We start from the raw sequence: 12,632 nt of genomic DNA, 5'->3' as shown, positions 1-12,632 counted from the left end.
AGCGCACCGCGCTGGCGTCACCCGAGGGAACGGATCAGACCCGGAGGTCGAGCCAGGCGACCTGCTCCGCGGTCAGCTTCAGGGAGAGGGCGTCGGTCGACGAACGGGTCTCCTCGATGGACCGCGGCCCGATGAGGGCGAAGGTCGGGAAGTCCTGCGCCAGGACGTACGCCAGGGCGATCGCCGTCGGCGCGACCCCCAGCTCCGAGCCGAGCTGACGCGCACGGGCCAGCCGCTCGAAGTTGTCGTCGCTGTAGTAGCAGCGCACGAGGTCCGGGTCCGACAGGTCCTCGGGCTCGGCACGCCCGGTGAAGAAGCCGCGCGCTTGCGACGACCACGGCAGCAGCGGCGTCTTCGTCTCCTCGAGCCACGCCCTGCTCGTCGGATCCGTCACCTCCACACACCCGGCCCACGGCACGTCGAGCGCGCGGGCGAGACCGAAGTGGTTGCTCAGCGCCGCGAACCCCCGCTTCCCGTTGGCCGCCGCATAGGCGTTCGCCTCCTCGAACCGGTCGATCGTCCAGTTGGAGCCACCGAACGCACGGATGCGACCGGCCTCGGCGTGCTCGTTCAGCACGTCGACGAACTCGCCCACCGGCACCTCCGCGTTGTCGCGGTGCATGAGGTACAGGTCGAGGTGGTCGGTGCCGAGACGGTCGAGGCTCTCGAACAGCTGCCGGGAGATCGACTCCGGGTCGCAGAACGGTGTGTGCGCACCCTTGCCGATCACCACGACGTCGTCGCGGAGACCCCGGTTGGCGAGCCAGCGTCCGAGCAGCTGCTCCTGGAGCCCGTCGCCGTACAGCCAGGCCGTGTCGAAGGCGTTGCCGCCGCGCTCGAAGAAGTCGTCGAACATCGCCGACGCGTGCGACAGGGTCTGCTGGTTGTCGACACCCATCACGAGCCGCGAGATGTCGTGGTCGATGCCGGCGATGCGACCGGTCGGCATCGGGAGCTCGGCGCGCACGGCGAGCGGCCGGCCGGAACCGGTCGGGATGTCGGTGTCGATCGACTCGAACGGGTACTCGAGGCCGACCGCCTCGCGCCAGCGGTCGAGGGTCGCCGCGTTGCCGAGCGAGTCCGCCCAGCGCATCTGCGGTGCCTGACCGGCGTCGGCGAACGCAGCGACCGCGTCGGCCTGGATCGCGTACTGCGGTGCCCCGGGGATGTGGATCGACTCCGTGCCCGAGATGGTGCGCACCTCGATCGTCGAGCCATCCTCGACCGACGGCAGCCACGGGTCGGACACGATGATCTGGCCCGTCGAGCCCGTTACGACGACGCGGTTGTCGTCCTGCACGCGCACGCCGCTCGTGACGTGCGCCGTGATGCCCGAGGGGAAGACGAGCGACGCGCTGGCCCACTCGTCGACGCCGGTGGAACCGATGGTGCCGTTCCCGGTGACCTCCGTCGGGTCGGCGAACGGTGCACCCACGGCGGCACCGGCGATGAGCCGCGAGATGGAGACGGGGTAGCCGCCGACGTCGAGGATGCCGCCGCCCGCCAGCTCCGGGTTCATGAGTCGGTGCTCGGCGGGCAGGTCTGCGGCGAACGCGAACGACGCCTCGATGTGCTGGACGTCGCCGATGGCACCCGACGACACGAGCTCGACGAGCTTCGCGGTCTGCGGGTGGAAGCGGTACATGAACGCCTCGGCGAGGTACACGCCGGCACGGCGGGCGGCCTCGATCGCGAGCATCGCACCGGCGCGGTTCACCGAGAGCGGCTTCTCGCTGACGATGTGCTTGCCGGCTTCCGCCGCTTCGATCACCAGCCGGACGTGCTCCGTGTGCGGGGTCGCGATGTAGACCGCGTCGACGTCGGGGTCGGCCAGCAACTCGGCGACCGAGCCGTATCCGCGGACGGGAGCCGTGCCGTCGCCGAAGCGCGCGCCGAACTCTTCGGCACGCGACGCGTCACGACTGGCGACGGCGGCGAGTCGACCGGTGCGACTGGCGTGCAGCTCGGTCGCGAACCGTTCGGCGATCGTTCCTGGGCCGATGATTCCCCAAGCGACGTGTTCCATATGGTGGTGCTCCTCAACGTTGATCGGCGGTGCGATGGTCTGTGGTGAACGTCACCGTGAACGTTCACGGTGTGAGCGTATCAGTACGATGTGACCATGACCAGGCCCCGCGACGATCGCGCTCCGGCGCGAGCGACGATCATCGACGTCGCCCGGGTCGCCGGTGTCTCGCGCCAGACCGTGACCCGCGCACTCAACGGGATGCGCGACGTCAGCGACGCCACCAGGCAACGGGTCGTCGAGGTCGCGGCTTCGCTCAACTACCGGCCGAACCGCGCCGCGCAGCACCTGGTGAGCGGCCGGACCACGACGCTCGGACTGGTCGTCGACGACCTGCGGAACCCCTACTACCCGGAGCTCGCGGCCGCCCTCGTGCAGCAGGCGGCAGAGCGCGGATGGACCGTGTTGGTCGCCGAGGTCGGGGGAGCGGCGAACGCATCGGGCGACCGACCCGCCGCCGCGGATCGCGGACCGGACCTCCCCGACGCGGAACGTGCGCAGCTCGCCGAACTCGCGCGGCAGGTCGATGCGGTCGTCGGGCGCAACGGCGCCGACCACGGAGCACTCCAGGGCGCCTTCGCCACCATCCCGTTCGTCTCCCTCGGCGACCACCGGTCAGACGAGTCCGAGGCAGGATCGAACCCGTCCGGCGCCGAGCCGACGCTGCAGGTGGCGGGCGTCGACATCGACTTCGAGGACGGCATCCGACAGGCGCTCGCCCATTTCGTCGCGACCGGGCGCCGTTCCATCGCGATGATCGACGCCTCGGCGGAGCCGTCCGGACGACGTCTCGCGTACCGAGCGTTCCTTGAGGAGCGCGGCTTGCCGTGGTCGGAGGCGTCGGAGACCTGGGCGGAGGACACCCACCAGGGCGGGGTGTCGGCCGCCCTGCGGTGCCGGGCCGCGATGCCCGACGTCGATGCCGTGCTCGTCTTCAACGACGTCATGGCCGTCGGCGTGCTCAAGGGACTCGCCCGTGCCGGGGTCGGCGTGCCGGAGGACGTCGCCGTCATCGGCATCGACGGACTCGACCTCGGTCGCTTCGTCACCCCTGAGCTCACGAGCGTGGCCGTCGACAAGGGTGACATCGCACGGCACAGTCTCGAACTGCTCGACGGCATGATGTCCGGCACGCTCCCGCTCTCGGGGCCGTCCGTCCGACGCTCGGTGGGTGTCTCACTCGTCATCCGCGAGTCCGCCTGACCCGCTCCGCCTGAGCCGCTTCGCCGAGCCCATTCCGCCCGGGCCGCACCGGCCCCGTCGTCCGGACGGGCGCGGAGGACACGGCAGACTGGTCCCATGTCTGAACTCCTCGCCCTCTGTCGCGTCGAAGCCCTCCAGGTGGACGACGGGTCGATCGGTGTCACCGCGATCGACAAGCGCCCGGTCGACGAGCCGCTGCACGTGCGGCCGATGGGGCTGTACGGCGACGTGCAGGCCGATCGCAAACACCACGGCGGTCTGACGAAGGCGCTCTACGCCTACGCCGAGGAGGACGCGCGGTTCTGGCAGGGCGAGCTCGGTCGGGAGATCACGCCGGGGCTGTTCGGCGAGAACCTCCGCACGCAGGGGCTCGACGTGAACGGTGCCGAGATCGGTGAACGCTGGCGGATCGGCGACACCCTCGTCGTCGAGGTGACCTGCCCGCGGACCCCGTGCGGCACCTTCCAGCGGCGCCTGGGCGAGCCTCGGTGGGTGAAGCGCTTCGCCGACGCCGCGCGGCCCGGTGCCTACCTCAAGGTGGTCAAGAGCGGGACGGTGCAGGCGGGCGACCCGATCGAGATCGTCCGACAGCCCGGCCATGGCGTCACCATCGCCTCCTGGTTCGCCGCGGCGGACGAGGCGCAGGCCGTCATCCTCGAGCAGTCGGAGCAGTCCGGCGCCGTGGTGCTGGCGCCCGAGATCCACGAGTCGATCAAGCAGCTCCGCCGCAAGCGGACCGTCTGAGCCCTGCCGTCGCGTCCGCACACCTGTGCGACCGCTGAGTGCAAGCCCCGGCCGGAACAGTCCGGAAGCGGACGCTGTTGCATACCATGGAGCCGAAGACCGGAGCACGCGGGGACCCCGCACGGTGCTCGGCACGAAGGAGGAGTCACGATGAGTGCAGCAGACGAGCAGAGCACGACGACCGAGCGCGCGGTGCTGGCCGGCGGATGCTTCTGGGGCATGGAAGACCTCGTCCGGAAGATGCCGGGCGTGAAGTCGACCCGCGTGGGCTACAGCGGTGGCGACGTCGCCAACGCCACCTACCGCAACCACGGCACCCACGCGGAGGCCCTCGAGGTCGTCTTCGACCCGAGCAAGCTGTCCTTCCGCGAGCTCCTGGAGTTCTTCTTCCAGATCCACGACCCGTCGACGAAGAACCGCCAGGGCAACGACGTCGGCCTGAGCTACCGCTCGGCGATCTTCTACACCTCGCCCGAGCAGGAGCGCGTCGCACGCGACACGATCGCGGACGTCGACGCCTCAGGGCTCTGGCCAGGCAAGGTCGTCACCGAGGTCGAGCCGGTGTCCGAGTTCTGGGAGGCCGAGCCGGAGCACCAGGACTACCTGGAGCGCATCCCGTGGGGCTACACCTGCCACTTCGTGCGCCCGGGCTGGAAGCTCCCGCGCCGCGCAGAGGTCGCGGAGCAGGCCACCGCGTAAGCACGTCCACAGCGCCCGGCACCTCGGTGTCGGGCGCTGTGCTGTGTGTGGACCGGCAGGCTCAGACGCCGTCGGCGCGCGAGGAGTTGACGGCGTCGGAGGCCAGTCGTGGCGCGAACCGCGGGTCGAACTGCAGCGGTGGATCGTCGGGTGATGCCAGTGACGGTTTCCCGAGGCGGACCCACTCGAGGTACTGGAGGTAGGGGTCGGACCCGGCATCGACCGGCGCATCGACGATGCGCTTGCGTCCCCACGGCCACTTCCACCCCACGATCAGCATCCTACGGACGGTTCCTGAAGATCCGCGGACCATCGCGCCACGATCTCGCAACGATGGCGTCGAGGCGTGCTCGTTTCGTCTGATGGATACGGAGTTGTCCATCGGCCGTCGGTGCTGTCATGATGAAGCACGGCGGAGATAGCTAGACAATCGAGATACTTCGAAGGGTTGTCCGGACCCGGTCACTGCACCTGCCGAGAGAGGTCGTTCCATGGGCTCCGCCGGCAGCGAGACGTCTGAACTCCGCCGAGCCTGGGTGGAGCAGCTCACGGCCGACCGCTTCGGCGTCTTCGTGGGGGATCGGCGAATCGGGTTCATCGACGTGGACTGGCCGCTACACGTCGCCCTCCGCGGGGCCGACTACGAGACGGCGGTCGAAATCGATCGGGCGATCCGGTTCGACCAGGCCCTGCGAGCGGTCCTCGGCGACTGAGTCGCCTCCGGTGTCCGGCGACTATGATCGCAGCACGGTTCGGGTGGGCGGTTCGCCGGGCGGCACCCGGTCGGACCTGCGAGACGGAGGGAGAGTGACATGACCGACTCCTTCAGTGCCGAGTCCTGGGCGTCCGGCCTCCCGGTCCTCGAGCTGCCGATGTTCCCGCTCGGCTCTGTGCTGTTCCCGCACATGCCGCTCGCCCTGCGGCTCTTCGAGGAGCGCTACCTGACCATGCTCGCCCACCTGCTCGAGGCCGAGGACCCGGCGTTCGGCGTGGTGCTCATCGAGCGCGGGCGCGAGACGGGAGGCGGTGAGCACCGCTTCCGGACGGGGACCGTGGCGGAGATCGTCGAGGTCGACGGCGGCGAGGGCTTCGTGGCGGTGATCGCCGAGGGCGGTCAGCGCTTCGAGGTGACCGACTGGCTGCCGGACGACCCGTACCCACGCGCCGAGATCCGCACGCTCGACGACTTGGAGTGGGACGAGCGCTGGGAGCAGCTGCGGGACGAGACCGAGGCGGCGGTGCGGCGTTCGCTGGCCGTGGCCAGCGAGTTCAGCGAGCAGCAGTGGGCCTCGGTCGTGGAGCTCGCCGACGACCCGCTGGAGTCGTCGTGGCAGCTCGCGGGCATCGCCCCGGTGAGCGAGCTCGACCAGATGCGGTTCCTCTCGGCCGGTTCGCTGGAAGAGCTGTTGGTCGGTGTGCGCGATCGCGCCACCGAGGCCGGCGAAGCGTTCATCACGGGCGGCATCGCCGACGCGGACGACGAGGACTGGGACATCCTCGGCGGCTGAGCCCCGTCTTCGCACCTCGACAGGCTCGGTGACCGGTTGGATTCGCCCCGGAAGCTCGCCTCCCGCCCCACCGGTCACCGAGCCTCCCCGCCGCCGGTCATTGAGCCTCCCCGCCGCCGGTCACTGAGCCTGTCGAAGTGCCCTTGCGCATTCGTGGAAACGCTTTACTATTTCCTATAGGATCTTTTTTGACCGGGAGCACCAGCCCCGAGCAGTCCCTGAGCGCAATGGAGCATCATGACGGATACGACCGCGACCGCGTCGACCCCCCGATGGACCGCCGACACCTGGCCCATCGCCACCTGCCTGCACGGCATCCCACCCGTCGACCGCAACGGCGTCTCCCTGCACGACGCGGAACCCGAAGCCTGGGACGACCTCTTCGCGCAGGTCGCCGGCGTCGGGTTCACCCTCGCCGAACTGCCCGACAGCCACGTCCGGCCCGCCGACCTCGAACCGTCCCGTCGCGACGAGTTCCTCGCCATCGCGAAGTCGCACGGCGTCGGCGTCCCGTCCGTCCACCTGCAGCGGCAGAGCGTGATCATGCCGGGCCACGAGGAGCGCAACCTCGAGTACGCGCACCGCACGATCGACGCCGCCGCCGAGTGGGGGATGCAGGTCTTCTCCACCGGCCTGCACCAGCCCTTCAGCGAGGCCCAGCGCAAGGCGCTCTGGTTCTGGACCGCCCAGGGCCCGAAGGACCCCGACGACCCCGAGGTCTGGAACGCCGCCGTCAGCCGCATCCGCGAGCTCGGCAAGCACGCGGCCGACGTCGGGCTGCCACTCGCCCTCGAACTCTACGAGGACACCTACCTCGGCACCGCCGACAGCGCGGTGCGGTTCGTGGAGGAGGTCGGGCTCGACAACGTCGGACTGAACCCCGACGTCGCGAACCTCATCCGCCTGCACCGCCCGGTGGAGGACTGGCGCGAGCTGTTCGCCAAGACCCTGCCATACGCCAACTACATGCACGTGAAGAACTACACCCGCGACGAGGCGGCCGACGGCACCTGGGCGACGTCCGTGCCCTCCACCATGGAGGCCGGGCTCATCAACTACCGCCAGGTCTTCCGCGACGCCGTCGAGCTCGGCTTCAACGGCATCATCCTGGCCGAGCACTACGGCGGCGACAGCCTCGGCATGTGCTCCACCAACCAGAAGTACATCAGGACCCTGCTGCCGCAGGCCTGATCCAGACGACCACAGGAGAGCTTCATCATGACCACACACACCATCGCCGTCGTCGGATCGGGGTACATGGGCGGCGGCATCGCCCAGGTGCTCGCGCTGTCCGGCGCCACCGTCCGCATCGCCGACATCTCCGAGGAGATCGCGCGCAAGAACTACGACCGCCTCATCGCCGAGGCCGAGCAGTTCGTCGCCGACGGACTCTTCCCTGCCGACGCCGTGGAGCGGATCCGCGCCAATGTCTCGCCCGCAGCGTCGATCGAGGAGGCCGTCACCGGAGCCGACTTCATCGAGGAGGCCGTCCCCGAGAAGATCGAGATCAAGCACGAGACCCTCCGTCGCATCAGCGCCGCGGCCTCGCCCGACGCCATCATCGGCTCGAACACCTCGACCATCCTCATCGGTTCGCTCGCTGAGGCCGTCACCAACCCGGAGCGGTTCCTCGGCGTCCACTTCTCGAACCCGGCCCCGTTCATCCCCGGCGTCGAACTCATCCCGCACGAGACCACCGCCGATGCGGCGATCGCCACCGTCGAGGAGATCGTCGCAGCGACCGGCAAGGAGACCGCCCGCGTCAAGGACGCGACGGGCTTCGTGCTCAACCGCCTGCAGTACGCGCTGTTCCACGAGGCGACGCAGCTCGTCGAGGAGGGCGTCGCGACGCCCGAGGACATCGACACGATCGTCCGCACCACCTTCGGCTTCCGGCTCCCCGTCTTCGGTCCCTTCGCGATCGCCGACATGGCCGGACTCGACGTGTACTCGTTCTGCTACGCCTCGCTCCAGACCCGGTGGCCCGAGCGGTTCGCCACGCCGGACTCCCTCAAGGAGCTCGTCGACGCCGGCAAGTTCGGCACCAAGTCGGGTGCCGGCTACCTCGACGTCCCGGCCGACCGCACGCCCGAGCTGATCGCCTACCGCAACAAGGCCTACGTCGCGATCAAGCAGCTCATGGACGAGCTCGGCCCCGCGCCCATCAACTGAGCGCGGCGCCGACCGAGCGCACCGTCCGGCTCGATCGGACACCGACTTCACCACTCCCACGCAGAAAGGCCGGCCATGACCGCCACCAGCTTCCCCGAATCCAAGACCGTCGTCCTCACCGGTGCAGCCTCCCCGCGCGGCATCGGTCGCGCCTCCGCCCACCACCTCGCCGGACTCGGCTGGAACATCGGGATCATCGACCTCGACGAGGCTGCGGCGCAGGCGGTCGCCGCCGAGATCGCGGAGCAGCACGGGGTGCAGGCGGCCGGCGCCGGCGCGAACGTCGCCGACGAGGCGCAGGTGCGTGCCGCGTTCGACGCACTCGAGGCCGCCCTCCCACAGCTCGTCGCCCTCGTGAACCTCGCGGGGGTCGCCTCACCGGTGCCCTACCTCGAGGTGAGCGCCGACGAGTGGAAGCGCGTCATCGACATCAACCTCAACGGCGTCCACTACACGACCCGCCGTGCGGTGGAGTCGATGGTGTCGAACGGCGTCGGTCGGGTCGTCAGCCTGTCGTCCGTCTCCGCCCAGCGTGGCGGCGGCACCTTCAGCAAGACGGCCTACTCGGCGGCGAAGGCCGGCGTGATCGGCTTCACCCGCAGCGTCGCCCGCGAGCTCGGCCACGACGGCATCACGGTCAACGCCATCTCGCCCGGACCCATCGACACCGACATCATGGGCGGCACCCTCACCGAGGAGCGCAAGACGGCCATGGCCGCCGACGGCGTCCTGCCGCGCATCGGCACCCCACGCGACATCGCCGCCGCCATCGCCTACCTCATCAGTGAGGACGCCGGCTTCGTCACCGGTCAGACGCTGAACGTCGACGGCGGCCTCTACATGCACTGATCCACCACACGCACCACGAGCGAACGGAGCAGCACCATGCAGCACCTCACCGGTCAGTGGACCAAATCCCGGTTGATCTTCCTCGGTCTCGGCGTCGTCTTCGTCGGCATCGGCCTCTGGATGATCGTCCCCTCGATGGTCTCCTGACCAGCAGCAGCAGCAGCAGCGCCAGCAGCACCCACCCGCACCAGTCATCTCAAAGGAGAGTGTCTTGTCCACACCCAATCCGCCGGCGATCGGATCGACCAACGATCCGGCGTTGAAGTCGGCGATCCGCAAGGCGTCGAAGCACCTCATGCCGATGCTCGTCATCCTGTACTTCGTCGCGTTCCTTGACCGCACGAACGTCGGCTTCGCCGAGGAGGCGCTCAGCGTCGACCGCGGCATCTCGAACGGCGCCTTCGCCCTCGGCGCCGGCATCTTCTTCATCGGCTACGCGATCTTCGAGATCCCGAGCAACCTGCTGCTGAAGAAGTTCGGCGCCCGGTTCTGGCTCGCCCGCATCGCGGTGACCTGGGGCATCGTCGCCGCCCTGTTCGCCTTCACCACGAACGACACGATGTTCATCGTCCTGCGGTTCCTGCTCGGCGTGACCGAGGCCGGGCTCTTCCCCGGTGTCATCATGTTCCTGTCGGAGTGGTTCCCGAACAAGGTCCGCGTCCAGATGTTCTCGATCTTCTACCTGGCGCAGCCGTTCTCGCAGATGCTCGGCGCCCCGCTGAGTGGTGGCCTCATCAGCTTCGGTGACGCCCTGACCCCGTGGCACGGCTGGCAGGTGATGTTCTTCGCCGAGGGCATGCTCGCGGTCCTTGCCGGCTTTGCAGCGCTCTACTTCCTCACCAACTCGCCACAACAGGCGAAGTGGCTGGACCAACAGGAGAAGGACTCGTTGACGGCCGCGATGGAACGCGAGGACACCGTGCGGCAGTCGGACGGCCCGACCGGTATCGCGAAGGCGATGACGAGTTGGAAGGTGTGGTACTTCACCATCATCTACTTCTGCCTGCAGATCGCGGTGTACGGCACGACGTTCTACCTCCCGCAGCAGGTGGCGAACCTCATCGGTCAGGACGTCGGCTGGCAGGTCGGTCTCGTGGCGGCCATCCCGTGGCTCGTGGGTCTGTTCGCCTGCTACTACGTGGGCCGGAACGCGAACACGGTCGTCCGTCGTCGCACCTGGGGAACGATGTTCTACATCTCCACCGGCGTGTTCATCCTGGCCTCGGCCTGGGCTGGCGCGAACAACCAGCCGATCCTCGGCATCCTGTTCATCACCATCGCGGTGGCGAGCTTCCTCTCGGTCGGGCCGATCACGTGGGCCTACCCGACGGCGTTCCTCACCGGAACGGCTGCAGCGGCGGGCATCGGCCTCATCAACTCGCTCGGTAACCTCGGCGGCTTCGTGGCACCGATCATGCGCACCGGGATCAACGAGAGCGTGCCGACCGACAGCGGTGTGTGGGGTGTGGTCTCGCTCGGGGTGTTCGCCTTCCTCGCGGCCACCATGCTCTACTGCACCCGGTTCTTCCGTGGGGCGAAGGCGGACGAGCTGCTCGAGACGACGGCGAACCGCACGGCGCACTAGTCTCACCGCAACACCCGGACGGGGTCGATCGCTCAGGCGGTCGGCCCCGTTCTGCCCTTCGACAGGCTCAGGGACCGGAGGAGGGCGGCTCGGGGGCCGGAGGACTCGGTCCCTGAGCCTGTCGAAGGGTGTGTGCCCGGTCCTGCGGTTGTCAGACCCTGGTCCCTGAGCCTGTCGAAGGGTGTGTGCCCGGCCCTGCGGCTGTCAGATCCCGGTCCCTGAGTCTGTCGAAGGGCGGCTCAGTGCTCGGCGTCGCTGCGGGCGCGGGTGCGCACGAGCTCGATGTGCGAGCGCATGGCCGCCGCGGCGGTCTCGGGGCCGTCGGCGAACGCGTCGAGGATGGCGCGGTGCTCGACGACGGCTTGGTCGGCGTCGGTGACGCCCGTCTCGACCGTCTGGCGCATGCGGTGCACGCGGGTGGAGATGCCCTCGGACATGTCGAGGAGGAAGGGATTGCGGGTGCCCTCGAAGATGAGGTGGTGGAAGTTCCAGTCGACCGCGAAGTACTCGCGGAGGAGTGCGACGGGGATCTCGCCGGCCGACGCCGCGGCGCGCACCCTGGCGGTCATCTCGACGTGCTGTGCGAGGGCGACATCGAGGGCTGGGACGAGCTCGTCGGCGTGGGCGGCGGCCAGCGCGGTGGCGCCGCTCTCGAGCACGATGCGGGCGTCGAACAGCGACTCGAGCTGGTCGTCGGCGAGCGGCGGTGCCACCCGGTAGCCCTTGTGGGTGACCCGGGTGACGAGCCCGGTGCGCTCCAGCTGGACGAGCGCCTCGCGGACCGGCGTCGGCGAGACGTCGAGGTCGCGGGCGATGGCGTCGATCGACAGGCGGGCACCCGGTTCGATACCGGAGCTCAGGAGCATGTCGAGCACCAGCTCGTAGACGCGGTCGCGCAGACCGCGGCGTTCTAGCGAGGAGGAGGCGCCGAGCGGGAAGACGGCATCAACCACGGCAGCCTCCGAAGGGTGTGCTCGAGGCGTCGTCACGGAGGGGAACCTCCGGTCGAGCGGCCGCGATGATCGTCGAGGACCAGTTTACGGGGCCTCCAGGCGTCATCGCGGCAGGTCGGAGCCCGCGCGGTCGAGGCCGGCCACCTCGTCGAGCACCAGCGAGAGGGCTGCCGGATCGTGGGCGAAGCGGCCGAGGAAGACCCCGTCGACCGCCTCGCCGATCGTGGTCAGCAGACCGGGTCCGGCGCTCCCGCCGTAGATGACGGCTGAGGAGGTGTCGATGTGCCCGGCCGCGGCGAGCGCGTCGAGGTGGCCGCGCAGCCGGAGGCACACCGTGCGGATGTGGGCTGGACTCGCGGCCTCGGTGGCACCGATGGCCCAGTGCGGTTCGTAGGCGACGATGACGCGGCCCACGATCCCGGCGGCGACCGCCCCTGCCAGGGCGTCGTCGAGCTGTGCGACGCACTCCGCGGCCGCTACCTCGGCGTGTCCGTGCTCGGCCTCGCCGATGCACAGCACCGGCGCGAGACCGTTGCGGAGCGCGGCGGTCGTCTTCGCGCGGACGACGTCGGGCGTCTCACCGAACAGTCGGCGCCGCTCGGCGTGCCCGACCTCGACGACCTCGCAGCCGACCTCGCGGAGCTCGGCGCCGCTCACCTCGCCGGTGAACGCCCCGGTGTCCTCGGTCGCGAGGTCCTGAGCGCCCACGGCTGCGACGCCGCGGAGCCGCTCGACCGCGCCGGTCACCGAGAGGTATCCGGGGATGACGAACAGCTCCGCCGCGCCGGATCGGAGTGCGTGGTGCTCGGCCGACACCCCCGCGACGACCGAGCACCAGTCGAGCGTCTGCGCGTGCCCGAAGTACATCTTCAGGCTCACGCCGACGAGTCTGG

General features: G+C 69.5%; 13 protein-coding genes. 9 read left to right on the top strand and 4 right to left on the bottom strand.

Features of this window, described 5'->3' with window-relative positions:
* Positions 1-34: 34 nt before the first annotated feature.
* Positions 35-2,026, bottom strand: a complete 1,992-nt coding sequence (locus tag ACQ3HE_RS15330; protein WP_430893336.1) for an aldo/keto reductase — start codon at positions 2,024-2,026, stop codon at positions 35-37.
* A gap of 96 nt (positions 2,027-2,122) precedes the next feature.
* On the opposite strand from ACQ3HE_RS15330, the gene ACQ3HE_RS15325 reads away from it, so the two are divergent.
* From ACQ3HE_RS15325 to msrA, 3 genes are all read left to right on the top strand, one after another.
* Positions 2,123-3,229 (top strand): LacI family DNA-binding transcriptional regulator, encoded by a 1,107-nt coding sequence (locus tag ACQ3HE_RS15325; protein WP_430893335.1) that lies wholly within the window; start codon positions 2,123-2,125, stop codon positions 3,227-3,229.
* Positions 3,230-3,325: 96 nt separating this feature from the next.
* Positions 3,326-3,973, top strand: coding sequence for an MOSC domain-containing protein (locus tag ACQ3HE_RS15320; protein WP_430893334.1), 648 nt, complete (start codon positions 3,326-3,328; stop codon positions 3,971-3,973).
* A gap of 150 nt (positions 3,974-4,123) precedes the next feature.
* On the top strand, positions 4,124-4,672 hold the full coding sequence (gene msrA, locus ACQ3HE_RS15315) for a peptide-methionine (S)-S-oxide reductase MsrA (protein ID WP_079706599.1): 549 nt from the start codon (positions 4,124-4,126) through the stop codon (positions 4,670-4,672).
* 61 nt (positions 4,673-4,733) lie between these two features.
* Here the strand turns inward: msrA and ACQ3HE_RS15310 are convergent, their stop codons facing one another.
* The gene (locus ACQ3HE_RS15310; protein WP_064295678.1) at positions 4,734-4,952 is read right to left on the bottom strand and encodes a hypothetical protein; all 219 of its coding nucleotides are present in this window, start codon (positions 4,950-4,952) and stop codon (positions 4,734-4,736) included.
* 211 nt (positions 4,953-5,163) lie between these two features.
* Here ACQ3HE_RS15310 and ACQ3HE_RS15305 point away from each other — a divergent pair, with 211 nt between their 5' ends.
* The 6 genes from ACQ3HE_RS15305 to ACQ3HE_RS15280 all read left to right on the top strand — a co-directional run bounded on the left by ACQ3HE_RS15305 (position 5,164) and on the right by ACQ3HE_RS15280 (position 10,786).
* Positions 5,164-5,385 (top strand): hypothetical protein, encoded by a 222-nt coding sequence (locus ACQ3HE_RS15305; protein WP_079706600.1) that lies wholly within the window; start codon positions 5,164-5,166, stop codon positions 5,383-5,385.
* 99 nt (positions 5,386-5,484) lie between these two features.
* Entirely contained in the window at positions 5,485-6,180 is a 696-nt protein-coding gene (locus ACQ3HE_RS15300; RefSeq protein WP_430893333.1) for an LON peptidase substrate-binding domain-containing protein, read from the top strand.
* A 237-nt stretch (positions 6,181-6,417) separates the two neighbouring features.
* Complete coding sequence (locus ACQ3HE_RS15295) at positions 6,418-7,371, top strand: sugar phosphate isomerase/epimerase family protein (protein ID WP_079706601.1); 954 nt, start codon at positions 6,418-6,420, stop codon at positions 7,369-7,371.
* A gap of 27 nt (positions 7,372-7,398) precedes the next feature.
* Positions 7,399-8,352, top strand: coding sequence for a 3-hydroxyacyl-CoA dehydrogenase family protein (locus ACQ3HE_RS15290; RefSeq protein WP_079706602.1), 954 nt, complete (start codon positions 7,399-7,401; stop codon positions 8,350-8,352).
* 75 nt (positions 8,353-8,427) lie between these two features.
* Positions 8,428-9,201 (top strand): SDR family NAD(P)-dependent oxidoreductase, encoded by a 774-nt coding sequence (locus tag ACQ3HE_RS15285; RefSeq protein WP_079706603.1) that lies wholly within the window; start codon positions 8,428-8,430, stop codon positions 9,199-9,201.
* 211 nt (positions 9,202-9,412) lie between these two features.
* On the top strand, positions 9,413-10,786 hold the full coding sequence (locus ACQ3HE_RS15280) for an MFS transporter (protein ID WP_430893332.1): 1,374 nt from the start codon (positions 9,413-9,415) through the stop codon (positions 10,784-10,786).
* Between the two features lie 239 nt (positions 10,787-11,025).
* Here ACQ3HE_RS15280 and ACQ3HE_RS15275 read toward each other — a convergent pair whose 3' ends face one another.
* Together ACQ3HE_RS15275 and ACQ3HE_RS15270 are read right to left on the bottom strand one after the other, a co-directional pair.
* On the bottom strand, positions 11,026-11,739 hold the full coding sequence (locus ACQ3HE_RS15275; protein ID WP_430893331.1) for a GntR family transcriptional regulator: 714 nt from the start codon (positions 11,737-11,739) through the stop codon (positions 11,026-11,028).
* A 102-nt stretch (positions 11,740-11,841) separates the two neighbouring features.
* Positions 11,842-12,618, bottom strand: a complete 777-nt coding sequence (locus ACQ3HE_RS15270; protein WP_430893330.1) for a triose-phosphate isomerase family protein — start codon at positions 12,616-12,618, stop codon at positions 11,842-11,844.
* Between the last annotated feature and the right edge of the window lie 14 nt (positions 12,619-12,632).

This window comes from Plantibacter auratus (genome assembly GCF_050587365.1).
GTDB classification, from domain to species: Bacteria; Actinomycetota; Actinomycetes; order Actinomycetales; family Microbacteriaceae; genus Plantibacter; species Plantibacter auratus.
The sequence above is the reverse complement of the archived record's forward strand: the minus strand, read 5'-3'. Positions and strand labels throughout refer to the sequence as shown.

Coding starts and splice junctions, on each gene's coding strand:
- ACQ3HE_RS15330 (WP_430893336.1), bottom strand. CDS start 2,026: ATGGAACACGTCGCTTGGGGAATCATCGGCCCAGGAACGATCGCCGAA.
- ACQ3HE_RS15325 (WP_430893335.1), top strand. CDS start 2,123: ATGACCAGGCCCCGCGACGATCGCGCTCCGGCGCGAGCGACGATCATC.
- ACQ3HE_RS15320 (WP_430893334.1), top strand. CDS start 3,326: ATGTCTGAACTCCTCGCCCTCTGTCGCGTCGAAGCCCTCCAGGTGGAC.
- msrA (WP_079706599.1), top strand. CDS start 4,124: ATGAGTGCAGCAGACGAGCAGAGCACGACGACCGAGCGCGCGGTGCTG.
- ACQ3HE_RS15310 (WP_064295678.1), bottom strand. CDS start 4,952: ATGCTGATCGTGGGGTGGAAGTGGCCGTGGGGACGCAAGCGCATCGTC.
- ACQ3HE_RS15305 (WP_079706600.1), top strand. CDS start 5,164: ATGGGCTCCGCCGGCAGCGAGACGTCTGAACTCCGCCGAGCCTGGGTG.
- ACQ3HE_RS15300 (WP_430893333.1), top strand. CDS start 5,485: ATGACCGACTCCTTCAGTGCCGAGTCCTGGGCGTCCGGCCTCCCGGTC.
- ACQ3HE_RS15295 (WP_079706601.1), top strand. CDS start 6,418: ATGACGGATACGACCGCGACCGCGTCGACCCCCCGATGGACCGCCGAC.
- ACQ3HE_RS15290 (WP_079706602.1), top strand. CDS start 7,399: ATGACCACACACACCATCGCCGTCGTCGGATCGGGGTACATGGGCGGC.
- ACQ3HE_RS15285 (WP_079706603.1), top strand. CDS start 8,428: ATGACCGCCACCAGCTTCCCCGAATCCAAGACCGTCGTCCTCACCGGT.